Here is a 21,464-nt window from a genome sequence, read left to right on the forward strand (position 1 = left end):
AATGACTTTAGATAATTTAAAAGATGGACAAAAGGCTATTATTGTCAATTTAAGCGCTCAAAAAGAACTCAAAAATAGACTTTTAAGCTTTGGATTTATCAAAAATAAAAACTTGAAAAAAATTCACTCCTCTTTAAAAAATGCCACCATAATGGTAGAGCTTGATGCAAGTTGTGTTATCCTAAGATCTGATGAAGCTAAAACCATAGAAGTGAATCTTATATGAAAAAAATCAAAATAGCCCTTGTAGGTCAGCCTAATGTAGGCAAAAGTCTTCTTATTAATGCGCTTTGCAAAGCTAATATGAAAGTAGGAAATTTTAGCGGAGTTACTATAGAAAAAGCAAGTGCAAAAACTTTTTACAAAAACTATGAATTTGAAGTCATTGATTTACCAGGAACTTATTCTTTAGATGGATATAGTGAAGAAGAAAAAATCACACGCCATTTTTTAAATCAAAATGACTATGATGTTATTGTTAATGTTTTAGATGCTACCAATTTAGAACGTAATCTTATCCTTAGTGCAGAACTTTTAAGCCTTAATAAAAAAATGCTTTTAGCTTTAAATATGTGCGATGAAGCCAAAAAAGAAGGTATAGAGCTTGACACTTCTATTTTAAGCCAAGAATTTCAAAGTCAAGTTGTTGAAATTTCAGCAAAAACAAAAGAAAATTTAGAACTTTTGCTGCAAAAAATTATTATTTTATTTGAAAGTAAATTTATTCCAAGATCTCAATTTTATACTCCGCTTTGCGAAAAAAGTCCGGAAAAAGAAGATTTATTATATTTTATTAATGAACTTTCAAAAAAAATTATCACACACAAAAAAGAAGAAAGAAATTTAACCAAAAAAATCGATGCCTTACTTATCCATAAATTCTTTGGCTTACCTATATTTTTATTTTTAATGTGGCTTTTATTTCAACTCACCTTTAGCTTAGGGCAAATTCCTATGGATTATATAGAATCAGGCTTTAATGCCTTAGGTGAACTTGTTAAAAACAATATTTCTAATACCTTCATCGCTTCAGCTTTAGCTGATGGGATTATCGCAGGTGTTGGTGCTGTGATACTTTTTTTACCTAATATAATAATTTTATTTTTAGGCATAGCTCTTTTAGAAACCACAGGCTATATGTCAAGAGTAGCTTTTTTACTTGATGGGATTTTACATAAATTTGGTTTGCATGGTAAAAGTTTTATTCCGCTAATCACTGGTTTTGGTTGTTCGGTACCTGCTTTTATGGCTACACGCACTCTTAAGAACAAAAGAGATAGACTTTTAACTCTTTTTGTGATCAATTTTATGAGTTGCGGGGCAAGACTTCCTGTATATGTGCTTTTTATCGGTGCTTTTTTTCCAAGTGAAAAAGCAGGAAATTATCTTTTTGGAATTTATATTTTAGGTGCGATTTTGGGACTTTGTGCTGCAAAATTTTTAAGAATGACAGCATTTCGTGGACTTGATGAACCTTTTGTTATGGAAATGCCAAAATATCGTATGCCAAATTGGCATTTAGTTTGGTTTATGGTTTATAATAAAGCCAAAATGTATCTTAAAAAAGCAGGAACTTTCATACTTTTAGCCTCTTTGCTCATATGGTTTGCTAGCAATTTTCCAAAAAATGAAGAAAATTTAAATGATTTTAACGCTCAAGAAAGAGCTATAGAACAAAGTTATCTAGGACAATTTGGCAAAGGCATAGAACCTATTTTTAAACCCCTTGAGTTAGATTGGAAATTAAGCGTATCTTTAATCAGTGGTTTGGCCGCTAAAGAAGTGATGATTTCAACTATGGGAGTACTTTATTCACTAGGAAAAGATGTAGATGAAACAAATAATGATTTAAAAGGAATTATTGCCAAAAATATACCTATACCAAGTGCAGTGGCTTTTATTTTATTTGTAATGATTTATAATCCCTGCTTTGCAGCAACTATAGTTTTTTCAAAAGAAAGTGGAAAGCTAAAATATACTCTCTTTCTCTTTCTTTTTACCTGCACAAGTGCTTATATAGTAGCTTTTATAGGGTTTCATATTGCTAAAATTTTATTAAATTAACTTGCTTTTAATGATGAAATTTTAGTAATATTATCTTCAAAAGCTTTTAAAATACTATAAGCAATACCTTCAAAATCAAGCCCACCGCAAAGATAGATTAAAGTCATACGAAAAGATTTACTCACATCAAGCTTTGGTTTTTCAGCATTCATATTTAACTTAAAATCATAAGGACTTGCATGTTTAAAAGCATAATTTTTTGCCGCAATTAAAAAATCATTCTTATCTTTTAAAAATGCGCCTTTAACCAAAATAAAACTCATCTCAAGATATTTCCAAAAATCTTTTGAAGGCATAGGATTTTCATCAAAATTTTGTTCTATAAAAGCATAGTTTTTCTCAAAGGATTTTTTATAATTTTCTACAAGCGAAGCACCTAATTTATTTTTAGCTATATTTTGTAAAATAAGTTTTATATTGCTTTCAAATTCAAAATCTATTTGTTCTAAAATTTTAATTTGCTCTTCTAGAAAAAATTCTTGTTTTAACTCTTCATTGCAAAGTTTAGCGTAAGAAAAAATATTTGCCATAGGTTTTTCATAATTCCCAAACTCATCCCAAAAATTTTTCTCACTACAGGCTATACAACCATGTCCTGCAGCCACTGGCCAAGAAGTTTTAGCATTAAATTTCACTTTAGGACAGTTGTTGTAAGTATAAGGTCCTTTACAACCTATCTTAAATAAACAAGCTCCATTCTTTACAGCTTCATCGTCAAAATGTTCAGCAAAAATCCCACTTTCAAATTTCGCCTTTCTTTCACACATATCATGCAAACATTTACCATAAGCCCACACAGGACGATTTTGCTCATCAAGTTCAGGCAAAACTCCAAATAAAGCAAAAAAACTTAAAGTCGCAATGATATTTATATCACTTGGAGGACAACCTGGGATATTTACTACTTTTTGACTTAAGACTTCGCTAATACCACAAGTTTTACTAGGATTTGGATAAGCAGCCTGAATACCACCATAACTTGAACAAGTACCCACTGCAAAGATAGCCTTGGCTTTAGCGGCTAGTTTTTCTAAAATTTCATAGCCACTCTCTCCTTGCGCTCCTATAGTAAGAAAAAAGGTATCAATGGCTGCAACACCACCTTCAACCGCTAAAATAAAATCTTCTTCTAAAACATACTCTAAAAGCTCTTCAGCCTTAGTGCCATTTGCCGCCATTAAAGTTTCATGATATTCTAAAGAAAAAAAATCAAAAATAAGCTCATCAAAACTTGGCAACTCAGAACGCAACAAACTCTCGCTACACCCTGTACATTCACAAAGATGAAGCCATACTAATTTTGTTTTAGGTGCGATTTGAAAAAATCTTTGAGCAAGAGCTGGAATTTCATTGCCTAAAGATAAATGTCTAGCAAGAATTTTTACACTTTCTTCATTGATAACCTTGTCCTCTTTTAAAGTAGAATTCTCAAGTTTTTTAATGCGATCTTCAAGTATATTTTTTAATTCTTCATTGCTAAGCTTTCCCATTTTTTATCCTTTTTGATTATCCCAACAAAGAACAGTTTGCCCTTCTTCATTTTTTTCAACATCACCCATACCCATGATGTTATATCCTGCATCAACATAATGTATTTCACCTGTAACACCATTTGCTAAATCGCTAAGTAAATACATAGCCGAATTTCCTACATCTTCTATACTAACATTGCGTTTTAAAGGAGAATTGATTTCATTGTATTTTAAAATCATTCTAAAATCCCCTATTCCACTTGCTGCTAAAGTTTTAATAGGACCTGCTGAAATAGCATTAACACGGATTCCTTTTACCCCTAAATCTCTTGCCAAATAACGCACAGAACTTTCAAGTGCAGCTTTTGCTAAACCCATAACATTATAATGAGGCACATATTTAACCCCACCAAGATAACTTAAAGTCAAAATCGAACCCTTATCTTTTAAAATAGGTAAAACCGCACGTGTTAAAGAAAGTAAAGAATACACAGAAGTTTGCATAGCTATATCAAAAGCTTCTTTTGAAGTTTCTAAAAAAGAATTTTCTAAAGCTTCTTTTGGAGCAAAAGCAACCGCATGTACTACAAAATCAATCTCACCTAAATCTTTTTTGATTTTTTCAGCGATAGAATCTAAATGCTCGTTATTATTTACATCAAGCTCATAAACAAAATTAGAATTAAACTCTTGTGCTATAGGTTCTACGCGTTTTTTTAAAGCATCATTTAAAAAAGTAAAAGCAAGCTCGGCTCCTTGATCAAAACATGCTTTTGCTATGCCATAAGCGATAGATTTATTATTCGCAACCCCTACAATAAGGCCTTTTTTACCCTTCATAATCATCTTTTATCCTTTGATTAATTTTATAAAATTTTCTACTTTTAAAGCTGCAGAGCCTATCAAAACTCCACCACAATATTTTACACTTAGAATTTCTTTAATATTATTTTCATTCACGCTTCCACCATAAAGCAAAGGCGCCTTGGTTAAACTCACTAAAAATTCAAGCACTTTAGCGATATCTGTACTTTGTGCACTCACTCCCGTTCCTATAGAATAAATAGGCTCATAAGCGATAATGAGTCTTTCATAATTTAAATCAATAATTTCAAGTTGTTTTTTTAAAAACTCTAAAGTCTTGCCTGAATTTTTTGTATCTAAATTTTCACCTATACAAAAAACAATTTTATAACCATGCTCTTTAGCAAAATCAAATTTAGCTCCAATAAGCTCTTCATCTCCTAAAGCTCTTCTTTCAGAATGCCCGATTAAAACACATTTGATCCCAAATTCGTCCAAATGCTCTTTTCCAAGCTCGCCTGTAAAAGCACCATTAACACAAGGATAAAAATTTTGGGCTCCTTGTATGAAGTTATTTTCATTTTCTAAAAATGCTACACTAGGTGGGAAAACGATAATATCATCACATTTTGCTCCCATAGTTTTATTTAAAATTTCAGCATAAATTTTAAAACTTGCTCTTGTGTGATTGCATTTTAAATTTGCAGCAAAGATCATTCATTTTCCTTAGATCTTAAAGCTTTTACACCTGGAAGTTCTTTGCCTTCTATAAGCTCAAGAGAAGCACCACCTCCAGTAGAAATAAAAGTCATCTCATCTGCATCGCCTGCGCGCGCAACCACATCAGCCGTATCACCGCCTCCAACAACAGAAGTTGCATGTCCTTCGCTGATATAATGACTCATTTTAATACTGCCTTTTGAAAATTTATCAATTTCAAAAACACCCATAGGTCCATTCCACCAAATCGTTTGCGCATCAGAAATCACCTCTTTAAAAAGTCTCACACTTGCAGGTCCTATATCTAAACCCATCCAACCATTTGGAATTTCTTGCGCTGGAACAAATTTCATCGGCGCATCTTGTGAGCACGCAGGAGCGGCTACAACGTCTACTGGAAGATAAATTTTCACTCCTAAATTTTTACCCTTGGTAAGAATTTTATTAGCTTCTTCTAAAAGTTCTTCTTCTAAAAGTGAATTTCCTATATCATAACCTAAGGCTTTTAAAAAAGTAAATGCCATACCTCCGCCTATGATTAATTTATCTACCTTTGGTAATAAATTTGTCAATGCTTGAAGTTTTCCACTTACCTTTGAACCTCCAACAACAGCGACAAAAGGACGTGCTGGATGTTTGATAAGATTGCTTGCAAAATCAATTTCTTTTTGGAGTAAAAATCCTGCACCTTTGTGTTTTTCATCAAAGAATTTAGTAATAGCCTCCACGCTAGAATGTGCTCTATGGCATACTCCAAAAGCATCATTGATATAAACTTGAACCATAGAAGCAAGTTCTTTGGCTAAATTTTCATCATTTTTAGTTTCGCCTTTTTCAAAACGTAAATTTTCAAGAAGTAAAATTTCACCTGCTTTTAAATTCATAGCTTTGGTTTTTGCATCTTCGCCGATAACATCTTTTGCCATAATAATTTCTTTATCTAAAAGTCTAGCAAGACGCTTAGCAACAGGTTCTAAAGAATACTTGGAACTAATTTCTTTTGGACGCCCTAAATGAGAGGCTAAAATCACACTACAACCATTATCCAAACAATATCTTATCGTAGGAATAGCTGATCTTATGCGTCTATCATCAGTGATATTTAAAAAATCATCTTGAGGAACATTAAAATCACATCTTATAAAAACTTTTTTCTTAGCTAAATCAATGTCTTTTATAGAAATAATATCACTCATGATTAAGCCTTATTTGCAATATATACTGCCATATCTACCAGACGACTTGAATAGCCCCATTCATTATCATACCAAGCAATTACCTTGATAAAATCATCCATAATCACTTGAGTTAAATCACTTGCTACAATGGCTCCATAAGAACAAGTGATAAAATCGCTTGAAACTCTTTCATCATCATCCACCATTAAAATGCCTTTTAAATTTGTAGCTGCAGCTTTTCTAAAAGCTTCATTGATTTCATCTTTGCTGACTTTACGGCTTAGCTGCGCAGTTAAATCCACGCTTGATACATCAATCACTGGCACACGCATACTTTGTCCGTGAAGCTTGCCATTAAGTTCAGGCATAACAAGTTTCATAGCTTTTGCTGCGCCTGTAGAAGTTGGAATGATATTTTGCGCTGCGGCACGAGAACGGCGTTTATCTTTGGCCTTAGCATCAATAATACTTTGTCCATTTGTATAAGCATGTATTGTTGTCATAAGTCCTTTTTCTATACCAAAATTATCTTGTAAAACACGACAAACAGGACCTAAACAATTTGTTGTACAACTTGCATTAGAAATAATGCTTTCACCCTTGTAAAGTTCTGAATTTACTCCTAAAACATAAGTAGGTGTATCATCTTTTGCAGGAGCACTCATGATCACTTTTTGCACTCCCATATCTATAAATTCTTGACATTTTGCCATAGTTAAATGCGCTCCTGTACACTCTAAAACAATTTGTGCGCCGTGTTTTGCAAAGTCAAGATCTTTTACATTGCGACTTTTAAATACTTTGATTTTTTTACCATTTACCACTAAATCATCGCCTTCACTATCAACACTGCCTTTAAATTCACCATGTACTGTATCGTATTTAAAAAGGTATTTTGTAAGTTCAATATCCGTAGTATCATTTATCGCCACAAGCTCAATATCATTTCTTTCTAAGATGATTCTTGCAACACATCTGCCTATGCGTCCAAAACCATTTATAGCAACTTTTACAGCCATTTAATTTCCTTTTGCAAAATATAATGCTAATATTCTACAAAAAAAAGGTTAAAATTTTAATGAAGATAGCACTTTTTGGTGGCAGTTTTGATCCACCGCATAATGGTCATAATAGCGTTGTTTTAGAGGCTTTGGAAAAATTAGATATTGATAAACTTATTATTATGCCTACTTATATCAATCCTTTTAAACAAAGTTTTAGTGCTGATGAAAAGCAAAGATTCTTATGGGTTAAAAAACTTTGGGGACATTTGCCAAAAGTTGAAATTTGCGATTTTGAAATCAGGCAAAAACGCCCTGTTCCTAGCATAGAAAGTGTTAAGTATCTTTATAAGCTTTATAATCCTAGTAAATTTTATCTTTTAATTGGCGCAGATCATTTAGAAAAACTTCATCTTTGGCATGATTTTGAAAAACTCAATTCTTTAGTAGAATTTGTTATTGCCAATCGCAATGATATAGGAATTCCTAAGAATTTCAAAGATTTAAAAACCAATAAAAAAATCGCTTCTTCTTTCATACGCGACACTTTAAATACAAATGAGGTTTGTGAAGAAATTAAAGATGAAGTAAAAAAATATTATGAAAAATTACAAAAAAATTGATACAATTTCAAAAATTAAAGGACAATAATGCAAGAAAGAATAGATTTAATCGTTAAAATTTTAGATGAAAAAAAAGCTGAAAATATCAAAACCATTGACATGAGCGAGCAAGAATACTTTGTAAAATATGTCATTATTGCAGCTACTTTAGGAGAAAGACACGCTCTATCCTTGATCGATGAGCTTAAAACACAACTTAAAGCCAAAGGTGAGGAATTTTTAAACATAGATAGTAGCGAAGAATGGAGCGTGATTGATCTTGGCGATATTTTAATCCATCTTTTAACACCAGAACACAGAGGAATTTATAATATAGAAGAATTACTAGAAAACCTTAAAAAAGGTAGGGTTTAAAAAAGCTAAATTTAATTAGCCTTTTAATTTTTAGAGATTATCAATATATTCTTTAATTTCTTTTTTAATTTTCTCTTTTTGTTCTTTTAAAGCTTCTTTTTTAGCTTTATACTCAGCCTTACTCATATAATCTTTTTGTTCTTTCAAGGCATCAAGTTCTTTTTCGATTTTTTCCACTTCTTGTTCTTTAAGTTTTTTAGCTTCTAACTTTTTATCATAAAACATAGGATCTTTAGCACAATCATTTTGTACTTGTTTTAAAGCAAGCTCTAAGCTTAAAGTTCTAGCTGTATCATTATGCGCTTTAGAAAAACTGATTTCTTTATTGATACGATCGATTTTTCTATCACATTCACTTGCACCAAAAGCAAAAGCACATAGTGTAAGTAGAATAAGTATTTTTTTCATTTTTAATTCCTTTTTAAAATAAATTAAATCGCGGAATATTATCTCATCAATTCTTAAATCTAGCTTTTATATCATTAAACAAAGTAAATACCATACTTTCAAGCTCTTTTGCTCTTTCTAAAGATGTTGCCTCAAAGCGTGTGATAAGATAAGGGCTGGTATTAGATGCACGAAGTAAAGCCCATCCATCGCCAAAATCTATCCTAGCTCCATCAATTTCACAAAGACTTTTAACACCTTTTAAAGCTCCTTTTTCAATCTCTTTTTGAAATTCTTCCACAAGTTTGAATTTTTCTTCTTCATTTACAGGAATTTTAATTTCAGGTGTAGTATAAAGTTTTGGTAAAGCTTTAATCATACTTTCTAGATCAAAACCTTTATAAACAAGCTCCAAGGCTCTTAAAAATGCATAAATTCCATCATCATAACCAAAATATCTATGTTTAAAGAAAATATGCCCACTCACTTCAGCAGCTAAATCAATATCTTTTTCTTTCATCATTTTTTTGATATTAGAATGTCCTGTTTTTCCCATAAAAATAGTTCCAAATTTAGCCACTTCATCAAAAAGATTTTTAGAACATTTTACCTCACCTAAAATGCGTGGATTAGGGATATCTTTAGCAAACAAATAACAAAGCTCATCCCCACAAAATACATGAGTTTTACTCAAAGCAACCATTCTATCAGCATCCCCATCAAAAGCAAAAGCTAAAGAATAATCTTGATTTTGATTTAAAAATTCTCTAATCGCACTTAAGTTTTCTTCTTCTGTAGGATCTGGAGCATGGTTTGGAAACTGTCCATCAGGCTCTGCAAACATTACATGAGCTTTTAAATTTAAAGCCTTGATTAAAGGCTCTATCACCACTCCAGCCACACCATTTGTGCAATCAACACCAAATTTATAATTAAAATCCTTTAAAAAGCTAAATTGCTCGCACATAAATTTCACATAAAGGTTTAAAATATCGTATTTTTCTACTTCTAAATTTTCTTCAATATCATCATCTAAATGCTTATAAACTTCTTTTGAAAACTCTTTTAATTCTACACCAAAAAAACTTTCTTTATTAATAGTAATTTTAAAACCATTATAATCTTTTGGGTTATGAGAGCCTGTTATCATAACATTTGCATCAAATTTCAAGCCCTCATAAAGACTAAAATATCCCAATGGAGTTGGCGCAAGCCCTATATCATAGATTTTTATTCCCGCTTTGTTAAGTCCGCTAATTAGATAATTAAAAAGCTCATTTGCACTATATCTTGCATCATAGCCCACGCTTACATTTTTACAGCCTTTATTTAGCATGGTTTTTCCCAAGCAAAAACCTATAGCCTTAACACTTTTTTTATTTAGTTCTTTGCCATAAAGCCCTCTTATATCATATTCCCTAAAAATCACATCTAACATTTTTTTCCTTCAAATTCATCTCTTCTTTAACCTAAAATTTATCGTTTTTCTAAAGCAAATTTGGATAGAAAAGAAATTTTTGCTACAATTTTACATTAATTTCACTAAATGAAGGAAAATTTATGGATGAAGAATTAGAAAACGAAGAAACGAAAAAGAAAAAAGGCGGTTCACTTGTAATTATTATTGTTATTTTACTTTTTGTTTTACTTCTTAGTATTATGGGAGTAATTGCTTGGCTTATTTCAAGCAGTTCAAGTGATGAAAGTGAAGTCAAAGAAGCTCCAAAAGAAGAGGCAAAAGCCGATAAACCTAAAGTTTCAGCTCCTGCTCAGCGAGGTAGTGATTTTGCTAATATAGGTCCTATGTATCCACTTGATCCTTTTACCCTAAATTTACTTAGCGATAGCGGCTCAAGATATGTAAAATGCACTATAGAACTAGAACAAAATAGCGAACTTTTAAAACCTGAACTTGATAAAAAAGTCCCAGTCATTCGTGATATTATTATTCGTACATTAACAGCTAAAACTTTTGAAGAAGTAAGTACACAAAAAGGCAAAGAACGTTTAAAAGATGAGCTAGTTGGAAAAATCAATGAAATTTTAACCGATGGCTTTATTAAAAATGTTTATTTTACGGATTTTGTAGTTTCTTAATGCGTGTAGGCTGTGATATCATCGCCATTTCTAGAATAGAAAAAATTCATTCTAGACATGGCAAAAATTTTTTGGATAAATTTCTAAGCCCAAAAGAACAAATACTCATTAAAAATCCAGCAACTCTAGCAGGTCTTTGGGCTGCTAAAGAAGCCGCTAGCAAGGCTTTGGGTGTTGGAATTTGCGAATTATGCAGTTTTTTTGATATTGAAATATCAAAAGATGAAAAAAACGCGCCTAAATTAAAATATTCTCAAAAAATTACAAAAGATTTTAATATCACTCAAACTTCCCTAAGTATTTCTCATGATAATGGTTTTGCTATAGCCATAGTGGCTGTAGTTTGATTATTTTCCTATAGTTTGCTTGTCTAAATTTCTTGAAAGTATGAAATCCACCACAGGTTGTTCTCTTTTGTTTGCTCTTTTACAATGATCTTTTTGAAAAAAATCTGTGATTTTTATAACAATCCTTGCCCATTTTTTGCGATTTCTTTCACGCCACGCATGAGAAGAAACGCTCTCCCAAGCATAGCCATTAAACAAGCTTGCATTTACAAAATGATCTAAGGCTCTAACACCCTGTCTTGCTCGTGCGGTATTAAAAAAAATTCCTATAATCACGATAAAAAGATATCCTAAAACTGCTAAAGGTACTATTGCACAAAGCAGAATAGTCCCTGCTAATTTTTCTTTTAAGCTTCCTTTTAAAGTGCGTTTTACACGACGACGAAAATTGGCGCGAATTTTAGTTCTAACTCTTTTCATAGCTTTCTTTTGCTAAATTTTATCCTCATACCATTAGCCGAACGCACTGTTAAACGCCCTACTACATCAGGTACAAAACCTTCTTCAAGTTCTAGTTTGTAAGTTTTTAAAATATTAGCCAAAATCAAAATCGCTTCTTGCATAGCAAAACCTTGTCCTATACAAATTCTTTCCCCTACCCCAAAAGGCAAATAAGCATCTTTTTTGTACTCTCCTTCAAAACGAGAAGGATTAAATCCATGCGGATTTGTCCAAAATTCTTCATGTCTGTGTATCAGCCAAGGAGCAATCACCACCCCAGAACCTTTTTTAATAAGCTTATCTCTAACTTGGGTATCTTTTTTTGCCTCTCTTGCAAAAAACCCAACAGGAGGATAAAGTCTTAAAGATTCTTTAAAAATATTTGTTAAGTATTTAAACTGTCTTAGATGCGAAATTTCAACGACTCCACCCTGTAAAACCTGAGTAATCTCCTCGTAAGCTTTTTCTTGCTCCTTAGGATAAAGACTAAGCAAATAAAGCGTCCATGTCAAAGAACTTGCTGTGGTTTCATGTCCTGCTAAAAAAAGCATAGCCACTTGATCTAAAATTTCCTCAAAAGAAAAACGCTTATTTGTATCAGCATCCACTACTAAAAGCAAAGATCCTAAAATATCTTCAAATTCTGCATTATCTGCCATATCATATCTTGGTTTTATGATATCACTTAAAACCTGTCTGATCACATCTCCGGCTTTAGCACGCTTACGATCTCCTAGCACATAAGAAAGCCATTTTGGAAAACGAAACATACGACGCATGGCTGTATGCACGCTTTGCTCTTGAAAAGTCACAAAGGCGTTTAAGATTTTTTTACCTTTTCCCTCATCGAGTTTTGAAGACATAATGGTGCGAAAAATCACATCAGCGGTAATAAAAGTCATAGCTTCATCTACTTCGATAACAGCATGATTTGGATACTTGCCAAAACGATCCATCATATCTGCCACAGCTTCACTCATAAGATTAAACACTTTATTGATACGAGTCATTTCAAAACTTGGACGCAAAAGTTCTCTTTGTTTTTTCCAAACTTCACCATTTGTAGTAAAAATACTCTCCCCTAAAAGCGGACTTAAAAGCTCATGTAAAAATGCACTTTTAGGAAATTCTCTAACCTTATCAACCATCATTCTTTTAACTTCTTTAGTATCATTTATGACATAAAGATCAAAATTTGGCATCTTCACATAGCCTGTTTGCATTTTATAACTACGCTCATAAAGCCCGTCAAGCCAAGATCTACGCTTTAACAAAAAAGTTAAGAGCGTAGAAGCTTTATTTTTATAAGGTTTTGGAAAAAAGGGGCATTCACTCATATTTTTACCTTTTCTTCTAAAAATTTAGGCATTATGATGAAAGAAAAAAAATCATAATCACCTTTAACACTAATACTATAAAGATATAAAAAGTGCGCTTTGTTTTTATCTCTTTTTATTTTTTTATACTCATGTTTTTCATATAAAGTGTGAAATTTAGCACTTAAAAATGGAGGTGTAAATTTAGCATTTACGCCACTCGTGCGGAAAAAATCCACTTGAGGAAAACATGCTCCATCAATAATCGATGTGTAATCATACCATTTTAAATCAAACCTTGAAACAAATTCAAGCTTCTTTCTAAATTCATCCGCTTTTTTTTGATAACTCACTAAAGGAATGCATTCTCCTAAAGTAAGAATTTTTAATTTACGAAGTAAAGATAAATCTAAATTTTGTCTTAAAATACACTCCAAAACTTCTATACAAACTATAGTTCCAACACTATGTGCTACTAAAACAAGTTCATAATCTTGTTTATTTTCATTTTGTTTTAGCTTATCTACTATGGTATTTGCAAAAAGCTTGATTCTTTCTTGCATAGTGCCTGTTTTTTTATCTTGCCAAGTAGCACAAAAAGCACAAATTCTTGCTATCCAAAATACAGCTAATTTCTTACCTAATTTAAATAAAAAATGATTTAGTAAAAATCCTAAAAAACATCCTATGATGATAGCTAAAGAAAAATGCATATAATTTTGCAAAAAAGCAAAACTTCCAAAAGCCAAAACCAAAGAAAATAGTAAAGAAAATAACACATAAAAAAAAGGATAATAACCTGTGATAAGTTGATAAATCGACTCTTTGCCAAATTTGATAAAAAGCCCTGTGATAGTATAAATTCTAAAAAAACTATAACAATCTGCCAAAGCATCTTTATAATTTTCTGACCAATTTTTCTTAACAATATCATTCCATGTTAAAAAATGATATTTAGTTTGTACTCCTTCGCAAGAAATTTGAAAAAAAGGAAATTGCTCATTTTTTTCAATTTTACTTAAATCAACTTTAATGCTAAAAGCATGAGAATAATCTTTTAGGTTTTTTTTAAATAAATCATAATAAAATCTATAACTTTTAGGATCATATCCTGCTATATAAAATACTTCCCTATCCATACAATAATTTCTTTTTGCTTTTAATTATAACAACTTTGCTTTAAAAGCTCTCTTAATCAAAGCTTTTTAGTCTTATTTGTCTAAAAAGAAATTTTTATAAAAATTGCCGTTGAATTGATTAGTTTGTAAAAGATATTTTTTAAAATTACATACCAAAACAGGATTGGGTTTATAAGCATGAGCTTCACGCCAAAAAAATTGAAGTTTTTTTGGATAAGATAAGCCTTCAAAATCATAAAAAGCATTGCCACAAACCTTAGTCGGACAGCCTTCTAAAATAGCACTAAGGCCTACTGTTGAATTTATAGTAATACAACCCAAAGCCTTTCTTAAAAGAACTGGCAAGTGGGTATCATGAACATATAAAACCCTTCCTTCTACATGATATTTTTGACTTAAATCATTTATGAGTTTAGAATAATTCTTATAGCCCCTATCCATGGGATGGTGTTTAAAAACTAGATAAGATTTAGCTCTTGCATGGTTTGCAAAAGAAAGTATGGTTTCCTCTATAAAGTGCTCTATGCTTTTTTTGTAATGATATTTAATTTGCGTATCGCTATAAACTTGTAAAATCGCCAAAAAGTACTTTTTTTCTAAATTATAAATCTTTTCATTTAGTTTTTTTTCTGTAATCTTATAAAGATACTTTCTATACAATGATCTAAACCAAAATAAAAATTCAAAAGGATATAAAGTGCGATGATGAAGTTTGTTGTTAAAAAATGGAGCCAAAATAAAAGCAAACAACCAATACAAAAAAGCATCAAAAGCCATAAATTTAAATCCACCTGGAATTTCTTTTATACTTTCTTTGGTAAAAATATTTTGAGAAAGATAAAAATTTTTATCACGCGGTAAAGAAGAATTTGCATTCACCCCATCTTTTTCCAAAGTAATACAATAAGGCCTTAAATATCCTTCTTCAAAAATCCATATTTCAATTCCTAATTCTTTAGCCACTTTAATAGCCTTAGCATGTATAATGCGACAATCATTATACATTAAAATAGCATCGATTTTTTTATTTTGAAAAAAATCTCTATAGAAATTTTCAAGATCTTTTTCATCACACTTACACCTCGTTCCACTAGGATAGAAAAAAAAATCTCCGCCGTTAAAATTGAGTTTAAAAACTTTGGTTTGGTTTTTTTTCATTTTCATTGCAAGATGATGAAAAAAATTTCCCACAGGTCCTTGCAAGAGTAAAACATTTTTACCGCTAAATTCTTTTTTAATTTTAGTGCTAAATCTCATTTCTTTGCTAAAAATTCATAAAATCTTCTTATTTTTCTAAGCATAAAAGTTTTAAAATCTATTGCCAATTTTATATATTTTTTTGAAAAATAAGCTTTTTGTAAATTTAGCATTATATCTAAACAAACTTCAATTTCACATAAAGTTTTTGTTTTAGGATTTATATATCTTGGATATATGATCAAAGCACCTGCTACAAGCTCTTCTAGGCTTAGTTTTCTTGTTCTTCTTTCGCATCTATATTTATCTTTTGTTAAACCCCAGCCCGCATAAAAAGGCATGCCATAAGTAAAAACTTTTTTAGCTCTTAAAAGAGCATCAAAACCACTTGTAGAAGTAATAGTGTGAATTTCATCAGCAATTTTTATAGCGCTATCAATACTGCAATCTTTTACAATCTCATCACAAAATTCCAAGATGAGTGTTTCATCTTTTAAACCTACACGGTTGCCGCTTAACACATCAGGATGGGGTTTAAAGATGATATAAGCATCTTGATTTTTAGAACGCACCTCCTTAAGCAAATCAAGAGTAGATAAGCCAAAACCCCCTAAAATCATCGAAGCATCATCTTCAACTTGAGCAGGGATTAAAATAATCTTTTGTCCTATTTTGGCATTGATTTTTAAGTCTTCATGCTTTAAGCCATTGTATTTTGAAAAGCGGTTCTCAAGTAAGATTTTTATAATATTTTTTGCCCTATTTAGCATATTTTCATCAAAAATTTCGTTTTGCAAAAGCTCTTCTAATTTACTTGCTTTATTTGGATCTATGTAAAGTCCTTTATCATCAACGATTAAAGAAAAAGGGCGCGTAAGATCAGAACCTAAAGAGATTGAGCGAATAAATCCATCTTCAACTAAAGAAATTTTGGGAGTAAAATGGAGCAAATTCTCATCTTGCGCTTTTTTTATAAGAGTAGTTTTAAGAGCGTTATAATCTATCCTTTTACCCCAAATGAAAAATTTATCATTTTCTTTAAGTTTATATCTAGCTAAAGATTTTAAAGAATTTAAAAAAATAATTTTATTATCTTTGGCCTTAAAAAAAGGCTTGATAAAATGCCTTTTCCATAAGGTAAAACCTAACATAAAAAGCTTGTTAGAATTTACCTTTTCTATATCTTTATATTTTGCTAAAGTTTGAATAGTATCAAAAATATTACTTTTTTGATTTAAATAAGGATTAAAATACTCGCTATAAAGTATATAAGCAGCATAGAAAACTTCTTCTAAACTTCTTTTTTGCATCCTTCTTTTACGCTCTAATTTATCTTTTGTTAGACCCCAACCTGCATAAAAAGGCATACCATAACAAATACACTCACATTCTTGCATCAAAGCTTCAAAACCCATACCAGAAGTTTTGGTATAAACCTTATCAAAAAACTCAAGTAAGGCTATGGGATTAAAATTTTCAGTAATTAAAATACATTCTTTAGGTAAGGAATTTATATCTAAATCACTTTGTTTTTTACCGCTTAAAACATCAGGATGGATTTTTATATAAATTTTAGATTTAGGATTTTCTTTTATGGCATCTTTTATCATATCGACGGTTTTAAAACCTTTAGCAAGCCCAAATTCAAGCGAGGCATCATTGGCCGTTTGGGTGATGATTAAAACCCTTTTTTCATCTTTTTGAAAATAATCATCTGGAATATCGAGATTGTTATTATACTTGCTAATTTTATATTTTTTGATAAGCTCTATAGCTTTTTTAGCTTGCTTGATTTCTTCATCTTTAAATTCACAAGTATTTAAAAGATTTTCAAGCTTTGAAGGCATTGTTGCATCATAATAAATGCCTATATCATCTTTAACCATAGAAAAACTTGGGCTATTTTCAACCCCTAAGTTTAATGAGCGGATAAATCCATCTTCTAAAAGTATGAATTTAGCCTTATATTTTTTAGCTAAATTCATAGCTTTTAAACCTGATTTTTTGCGTCCCCAACCAAAGAAAAGATCATCTTTTTTGATTTTTAAATTTTTCTTATACAAAGAAATAGTATAAAAATTTCTAGCATTAGCAATAAGTTTTTTTGATATTGAGTAATGCTTCACAATGCCAATTTCTTTATTATAAGTTCAACTTTTTCTTCTAAATTATTTCGACAAGAATTATCAATCACTAAATCAGCCTCTGGTTTATCAAATTCTATATCAACACCAACTACATTATCAATTTCTTTATTTAAAGCCTTAGTATAAAGCCCTTTTTGATCTCTTTGCATTAATTCATGCATATCGCATTCTATATAAATTTCATAATAATTTTTTAATTGCTTTCTATTGTAATCATAAATCTCATTAAACATTGAAATCGTAGTGACAATAACTATCATACCTTGATCGTTTAAAAATTTTGCAAATTTAGCTCTTTTCAAAGCCATATCTATGCGACCTTGTTTATCGTATGCATAATGTCCTAATATTTCTCTTAACTCATCTCCATCGAGATAAATAAGATTTTTATATTTTAGTTTTAATTTTTCATACAAAGCTTGACCTATAGTTGTTTTTCCGCTTCCAGCTAAACCAGTAAGCCAAATAATATAAGGATTATTTTTCAATTTGCACCTCTAAATCACTCATAAAATCAATTTCACACCAATTGCCATCAATTTCCACTGCTTTTGCGTTGTTATATTTTTCAATTAAAGCCTGCAAAAAACTTGTCATATACATATTTTCAAAATTTTTATTATCATATAAAATATCTCGGTCAAGCATTTCATAAAAAGCAATAACTTCGGAAAGAAATTGATAAGAAAATTTAAAAAGTCCTATATATTGAGCTTCTATCTCATCATGGGCATTAGCTTTTTTTCCAAGTTCTATAATATAACCATTTGTCATCTTTAATGTTTCAGCATCTTCTAAAGGATTTGCAAAGCGTTTGCTCCAAAGCTTACGCCAAGACTTATCAACTACTATAGCAAGTTCTTCTTTGGCATTTATAAGCTTTTGCACGCAATCTTGAAAATAAATAATATCCGCATAAGAAATAATCAAATCTTGTTTTTCTTCGATGCATTTTAACATAAAATCTTTAGCGCAAAAAAAAGTATAAACCATATTGGTTTTATCATATTTTGAATTAATAAAAAAATGCTCAATATCATATTTATTAAGATAATTTTTTAGCACATCGTTTAAATATCCACCCACAACAGCTATTTCATTTATACCTGCTGATTTTAAAGCTTCGATTTCATAATCTATTATTTTTTTATTCTTATACTCAACCATACACTTTGGTTGATCTTTTGTTAAAGGCATCAGCCTTGATCCAAAACCTGCTGCTAAGATAATTGCATTCATATTATTCCTTGATTAAACTAAACCACTCTCTTAAAATTTGAATATTATTAAGCCCATTTTCTCTTTCAATATGCCACATTATACCAAAAATATTTTCATACTTATGCTTAAAAGCTTCTATGGTATTATCTTCTGCTAAGCAAAGTTCTACAAGATCTTCGCCTAATTTTTCAATAGCAAAATTATGAAAAGAATTGCTTATAAATTTTTCTTTTGAGAAAAATACTTCATGTTTGCCTATATGATTTTCACAAGGACTCATATGGCTGTTAAAATAATGAGCTATCATCTGAGCCCCTCTGCAAATTCCTAAAAGTGGTATTTTTTCTTCTAAACAAATTTCTATAACTTGCTTTTCATATAAATCTCTCTTTTTGGATAAAACATTAGGACTATAAAAACTTAAATCATTGCCACCACTTAATATCACAGCTTTTATTAGATGTTTATAATAAGAAAAATCTATTTCATAGCTAAGAGGAAGAGGAGTAAAATTTTTAAATAAATCTTTATTAAATAATTTTCCCCAATCCAAAGCCAAACATTCTCTTTCTTCATGATAACTATCGTTGCAAATAAGCCTTTGAGTAATACCTATAAACAAAATATTTGCTCACTTTCACATTCTATATTTATTTTTTTAGCTTTTAAATATTTTTCAAAATTTTCTTCTCCAACTCCTATAACAGCAGGCATTCCAAGTTCTGAGGCACGAATGGCCATATGCGAATTAGCACCCCCATAACATGTAATAAGTCCTGCTATATTTTTTGTAAATAAATAATCATATCCGGGATCTGCCGCATAAATTAAAACAATCTTTCCTTCTAAATCTTTATCATTTTCTTTAGCCGTAAATGCAGTTATGCTTTTTTGTGTAATAAAATTTGGAATAATACTATGATTATAAAAAGAAAAAATTTCATCAGCATTACAAAGTAAAGAAGGAAGCTTTATAGCTTGTGTAAGTTCATATTCTTTTTTATTGCGATTAATTTCTTCTAAAAACTGTTCTTTTGGATTTATAGAATAAAGACTAGAATAAAGATTTAAAATGCTTTTTATATCAAGATGAGCCAAATCTTCTTTTTCAATACCATAATACTTGCCTAATTCTTCTATATAAACTATGGCTTTAGAAAGCAATCTAGTAAATTCAAATTTTACCAATTCTCTACCTTCAATAGCTTGTTTTAAAAAATCAAAAAATTCACAAGCACTAATTTCTAGTCCATGTTCTTTAAGTAAAGCATTTAAAGCCTTTGTTTTTTCTTCTGATAAAATAAGGGCTTTATCCTGTAAATAAATTTTATGATCTTTCTGATTGATATCAAAATAAAGATCAAAATTTTCATCATATCTTGGAGATAAAATATTATAAGTTCCTGCTCTTAAGTGTCCAAAATCTTTCAAAAATTGATCTTTGTTGTGAAAATTAAGATGGTTTGTTTGTTTGCTTAAATTTTTACTCACTGTATTGAGTGAATTTAAAAAATCATCTTTTTCCTCTTTGGTTATAAAATCAATCTCAACTAAAGAATTTAAAAGTTGCATTGCTACAAATGCAGCCCTAGCCACCCCCGCAAAAGGCAAGGTTCCATAACGCTTGCATTCTTCAATAAGCCAATAAATTTTATCAATTAAAGAAAAATTAGAATTAATAATGCCATCATATCTTTCTTTTAGCTTATAAGCTTTTTGTATGTCTTTTAAATAAAACCCTGATCTAGGATTAATAATCTTATTTGTAAGTTCTAATAATGAAAATTCTAATCTTTTGATTTCATTTTCATTAAAACCATGATTTAAAAGTTCTTCTAATTTTTTAGAACTATTAAAGTCATAACAAGAATAAACAATATTAAATTCAATCTTATCGTGCAATTCATGATTTTTATTAAGCTTATCTAAGTAAAAATTGACAAGTTTTTGTGCAATATTTTCATCTAATTTTTTTGGTATAAAAGAATTAAAAGATAATCTTACATCCACATAAGGAATGCCTAAAAAAGAATGGATTAAAGGATGGGATCTTAGATCTCTATAACCATAATTATCTCTTTGATACGCCCAGATATTATCCGTAATGATTTCTTTATATAAACTAAAAGCTAAACGCTTAGGTCTTAACCCTATGATTTCAGCTGGATTCCAATCAGGCATTACCCCAAAAATAGCTTTATCTCCCAAAACTCTAGATCTTGATTCTTTTAAAGACTCAAAACGTTTATAAAATCTATATAAAGCTTCTTTTGGTAAAGAATGAAATAAATTATTTTTTTCATGCATAACCAAAGGACGCACTTGTAAGCAAAAAAGTTCTTCCTTATCATCTTGAATAGCAAATGCAAATTCAACATCTAAAAAATGACAATCATATAAAACTTCTAATTCTTTTATAAGTTCTATAATTTTTTGAAGTCTAATATCTTTAAATTCTAAATAATTTCTGTAATGATAGTAAGTTTTTGCACTCTTACTGCTTCCATCTGTAATAGAGCTATTTGAACCATTTTCATCATATTGAAGACAAAAATAAGGGGAAAAATTATCCTTATCAACACTAAAACCAACTCCACAAAGAGTAATGTTTTCAAGCATAGGTTGAACTAAAATTTCATCACTTTTTGATGGCATAGAATTGGCAACTTCATATAAAGCTTTTAATAACTCATCTTTAGAATCAGCTTTAATATTTGCCAAAGAAAGAAAAGCACCTGCATTGGAGTTTTTCATGCTATCTTCACTTAAAGAAGAACTTCTTATAATGAGTCTATTAGCCTTTAAGGTTTGAATGTCCTGTAAAACTTTATCTTCATTTGATATTAATTCTTCAAGCGAAGTTAAAACCAAAGGTAGAACTTTTGCTTTTTTTAATTTTGTTTGTAAATTTTTTAAATTTTGTGCTTTGGTTTTAAATTTTAACTCCGCCATGTTT

21 protein-coding genes and 1 pseudogene are annotated in these 21,464 nt (G+C 30.3%); 6 read left to right on the plus strand and 16 right to left on the minus strand.

Annotation, left to right across the window (positions count from 1 at the left end; all coding sequences use genetic code 11):
* The first annotated feature begins 1 nt into the window (after nt 1).
* The gene (locus FBF21_RS07335; protein WP_002859677.1) at nt 2-226 is read left to right on the plus strand and encodes a ferrous iron transport protein A; all 225 of its coding nucleotides are present in this window, start codon (nt 2-4) and stop codon (nt 224-226) included.
* On the plus strand, nt 223-2,064 hold the full coding sequence (feoB, locus tag FBF21_RS07340) for a ferrous iron transport protein B (RefSeq protein WP_002860392.1): 1,842 nt from the start codon (nt 223-225) through the stop codon (nt 2,062-2,064). The genes FBF21_RS07335 and feoB overlap by 4 nt, the downstream gene beginning before the upstream one ends.
* On the opposite strand, the gene FBF21_RS07345 is transcribed toward feoB, so the two are convergent.
* From FBF21_RS07345 to gap, 5 genes are read right to left on the minus strand one after another with little or no spacing between them, the layout of a single operon-like run.
* Nucleotides 2,061-3,554 (minus strand): hydrogenase small subunit, encoded by a 1,494-nt coding sequence (locus tag FBF21_RS07345; RefSeq protein ID WP_002875989.1) that lies wholly within the window; start codon nt 3,552-3,554, stop codon nt 2,061-2,063. The genes feoB and FBF21_RS07345 overlap by 4 nt on opposite strands.
* Nucleotides 3,555-3,557: 3 nt before the next feature.
* Nucleotides 3,558-4,382: an enoyl-ACP reductase FabI gene (fabI, locus tag FBF21_RS07350; RefSeq protein ID WP_002869576.1), complete on the minus strand. Its 825-nt coding sequence runs from the start codon at nt 4,380-4,382 to the stop codon at nt 3,558-3,560.
* A 3-nt stretch (nt 4,383-4,385) separates the two neighbouring features.
* Nucleotides 4,386-5,057, minus strand: a complete 672-nt coding sequence (locus tag FBF21_RS07355) for a triose-phosphate isomerase (protein WP_002860389.1) — start codon at nt 5,055-5,057, stop codon at nt 4,386-4,388.
* Nucleotides 5,054-6,256, minus strand: a complete 1,203-nt coding sequence (locus tag FBF21_RS07360; protein ID WP_002783833.1) for a phosphoglycerate kinase — start codon at nt 6,254-6,256, stop codon at nt 5,054-5,056. Before FBF21_RS07360 ends, FBF21_RS07355 begins: the two co-directional genes overlap by 4 nt.
* Before the next feature lie 2 nt (nt 6,257-6,258).
* Nucleotides 6,259-7,257 carry a type I glyceraldehyde-3-phosphate dehydrogenase gene (gap, locus tag FBF21_RS07365; protein WP_002860388.1) on the minus strand — a complete coding sequence of 333 codons (999 nt, stop codon included), beginning with the start codon at nt 7,255-7,257 and terminating at the stop codon, nt 6,259-6,261.
* A gap of 59 nt (nt 7,258-7,316) precedes the next feature.
* Between gap and nadD the strand changes: the two genes are divergently transcribed.
* Nucleotides 7,317-7,862 (plus strand): nicotinate (nicotinamide) nucleotide adenylyltransferase, encoded by a 546-nt coding sequence (gene nadD, locus FBF21_RS07370; RefSeq protein ID WP_002780449.1) that lies wholly within the window; start codon nt 7,317-7,319, stop codon nt 7,860-7,862.
* Between the two features lie 27 nt (nt 7,863-7,889).
* Nucleotides 7,890-8,216: a ribosome silencing factor gene (gene rsfS / locus FBF21_RS07375; protein ID WP_002825802.1), complete on the plus strand. Its 327-nt coding sequence runs from the start codon at nt 7,890-7,892 to the stop codon at nt 8,214-8,216.
* 30 nt (nt 8,217-8,246) lie between these two features.
* Here rsfS and FBF21_RS07380 read toward each other — a convergent pair whose 3' ends face one another.
* Nucleotides 8,247-8,624: a DUF1090 family protein gene (locus tag FBF21_RS07380; RefSeq protein ID WP_002860386.1), complete on the minus strand. Its 378-nt coding sequence runs from the start codon at nt 8,622-8,624 to the stop codon at nt 8,247-8,249.
* A gap of 46 nt (nt 8,625-8,670) precedes the next feature.
* Nucleotides 8,671-10,060: pseudogene (gene pgmL, locus FBF21_RS07385) on the minus strand (phosphoglucosamine mutase PgmL).
* 103 nt (nt 10,061-10,163) lie between these two features.
* Here pgmL and fliL point away from each other — a divergent pair.
* Both fliL and acpS read left to right on the plus strand, forming a co-directional pair.
* Nucleotides 10,164-10,700, plus strand: coding sequence for a flagellar basal body-associated protein FliL (fliL, locus tag FBF21_RS07390; protein ID WP_002780442.1), 537 nt, complete (start codon nt 10,164-10,166; stop codon nt 10,698-10,700).
* Nucleotides 10,700-11,047 carry a holo-ACP synthase gene (gene acpS, locus FBF21_RS07395; protein WP_002780441.1) on the plus strand — a complete coding sequence of 116 codons (348 nt, stop codon included), beginning with the start codon at nt 10,700-10,702 and terminating at the stop codon, nt 11,045-11,047. Before fliL ends, acpS begins: the two co-directional genes overlap by 1 nt.
* On the opposite strand, the gene FBF21_RS07400 is transcribed toward acpS, so the two are convergent.
* From FBF21_RS07400 to FBF21_RS07440, 9 genes are all read right to left on the minus strand, one after another.
* Complete coding sequence (locus FBF21_RS07400) at nt 11,048-11,467, minus strand: hypothetical protein (RefSeq protein ID WP_002780440.1); 420 nt, start codon at nt 11,465-11,467, stop codon at nt 11,048-11,050.
* Entirely contained in the window at nt 11,464-12,825 is a 1,362-nt protein-coding gene (locus tag FBF21_RS07405) for a cytochrome P450 (protein ID WP_002875992.1), read from the minus strand. The genes FBF21_RS07400 and FBF21_RS07405 overlap by 4 nt, the downstream gene beginning before the upstream one ends.
* Complete coding sequence (locus FBF21_RS07410; protein WP_002860382.1) at nt 12,822-13,943, minus strand: hypothetical protein; 1,122 nt, start codon at nt 13,941-13,943, stop codon at nt 12,822-12,824. Before FBF21_RS07410 ends, FBF21_RS07405 begins: the two co-directional genes overlap by 4 nt.
* A 72-nt stretch (nt 13,944-14,015) precedes the next feature.
* A complete protein-coding gene (gene kpsS, locus FBF21_RS07415; RefSeq protein WP_002868491.1) occupies nt 14,016-15,200 on the minus strand; it encodes a capsule polysaccharide modification protein KpsS in 1,185 nt (394 codons plus the stop codon).
* Entirely contained in the window at nt 15,197-17,266 is a 2,070-nt protein-coding gene (locus FBF21_RS07420) for a capsular polysaccharide biosynthesis protein (protein ID WP_002875993.1), read from the minus strand. The genes kpsS and FBF21_RS07420 overlap by 4 nt, the downstream gene beginning before the upstream one ends.
* Nucleotides 17,263-17,775: a cytidine diphosphoramidate kinase gene (locus tag FBF21_RS07425; RefSeq protein WP_002875994.1), complete on the minus strand. Its 513-nt coding sequence runs from the start codon at nt 17,773-17,775 to the stop codon at nt 17,263-17,265. Before FBF21_RS07425 ends, FBF21_RS07420 begins: the two co-directional genes overlap by 4 nt.
* Nucleotides 17,765-18,526, minus strand: coding sequence for a CTP:phosphoglutamine cytidylyltransferase (locus FBF21_RS07430; protein ID WP_002869138.1), 762 nt, complete (start codon nt 18,524-18,526; stop codon nt 17,765-17,767). The genes FBF21_RS07425 and FBF21_RS07430 overlap by 11 nt, the downstream gene beginning before the upstream one ends.
* Before the next feature lies 1 nt (nt 18,527).
* The gene (locus FBF21_RS07435; protein ID WP_002860377.1) at nt 18,528-19,130 is read right to left on the minus strand and encodes a gamma-glutamyl-CDP-amidate hydrolase; all 603 of its coding nucleotides are present in this window, start codon (nt 19,128-19,130) and stop codon (nt 18,528-18,530) included.
* Nucleotides 19,121-21,460, minus strand: a complete 2,340-nt coding sequence (locus FBF21_RS07440) for a PEP-utilizing enzyme (RefSeq protein ID WP_002860376.1) — start codon at nt 21,458-21,460, stop codon at nt 19,121-19,123. The genes FBF21_RS07435 and FBF21_RS07440 overlap by 10 nt, the downstream gene beginning before the upstream one ends.
* Nucleotides 21,461-21,464: the final 4 nt, after the last annotated feature.

Origin of the sequence: Campylobacter sp. CFSAN093238 (assembly GCF_012898015.1) — a bacterium.
GTDB classification, from domain to species: Bacteria; Campylobacterota; Campylobacteria; order Campylobacterales; family Campylobacteraceae; genus Campylobacter_D; species Campylobacter_D jejuni.

Coding starts and splice junctions, on each gene's coding strand:
- feoB (WP_002860392.1), top strand. CDS start 223: ATGAAAAAAATCAAAATAGCCCTTGTAGGTCAGCCTAATGTAGGCAAA.
- FBF21_RS07440 (WP_002860376.1), bottom strand. CDS start 21,460: ATGGCGGAGTTAAAATTTAAAACCAAAGCACAAAATTTAAAAAATTTA.
- rsfS (WP_002825802.1), top strand. CDS start 7,890: ATGCAAGAAAGAATAGATTTAATCGTTAAAATTTTAGATGAAAAAAAA.
- gap (WP_002860388.1), bottom strand. CDS start 7,257: ATGGCTGTAAAAGTTGCTATAAATGGTTTTGGACGCATAGGCAGATGT.
- FBF21_RS07405 (WP_002875992.1), bottom strand. CDS start 12,825: ATGAGTGAATGCCCCTTTTTTCCAAAACCTTATAAAAATAAAGCTTCT.
- acpS (WP_002780441.1), top strand. CDS start 10,700: ATGCGTGTAGGCTGTGATATCATCGCCATTTCTAGAATAGAAAAAATT.
- fabI (WP_002869576.1), bottom strand. CDS start 4,382: ATGATTATGAAGGGTAAAAAAGGCCTTATTGTAGGGGTTGCGAATAAT.
- FBF21_RS07400 (WP_002780440.1), bottom strand. CDS start 11,467: ATGAAAAGAGTTAGAACTAAAATTCGCGCCAATTTTCGTCGTCGTGTA.
- nadD (WP_002780449.1), top strand. CDS start 7,317: ATGAAGATAGCACTTTTTGGTGGCAGTTTTGATCCACCGCATAATGGT.
- FBF21_RS07430 (WP_002869138.1), bottom strand. CDS start 18,526: ATGAATGCAATTATCTTAGCAGCAGGTTTTGGATCAAGGCTGATGCCT.
- FBF21_RS07360 (WP_002783833.1), bottom strand. CDS start 6,256: ATGAGTGATATTATTTCTATAAAAGACATTGATTTAGCTAAGAAAAAA.
- FBF21_RS07410 (WP_002860382.1), bottom strand. CDS start 13,943: ATGGATAGGGAAGTATTTTATATAGCAGGATATGATCCTAAAAGTTAT.
- kpsS (WP_002868491.1), bottom strand. CDS start 15,200: ATGAGATTTAGCACTAAAATTAAAAAAGAATTTAGCGGTAAAAATGTT.
- fliL (WP_002780442.1), top strand. CDS start 10,164: ATGGATGAAGAATTAGAAAACGAAGAAACGAAAAAGAAAAAAGGCGGT.
- FBF21_RS07345 (WP_002875989.1), bottom strand. CDS start 3,554: ATGGGAAAGCTTAGCAATGAAGAATTAAAAAATATACTTGAAGATCGC.
- FBF21_RS07335 (WP_002859677.1), top strand. CDS start 2: ATGACTTTAGATAATTTAAAAGATGGACAAAAGGCTATTATTGTCAAT.
- FBF21_RS07380 (WP_002860386.1), bottom strand. CDS start 8,624: ATGAAAAAAATACTTATTCTACTTACACTATGTGCTTTTGCTTTTGGT.
- FBF21_RS07355 (WP_002860389.1), bottom strand. CDS start 5,057: ATGATCTTTGCTGCAAATTTAAAATGCAATCACACAAGAGCAAGTTTT.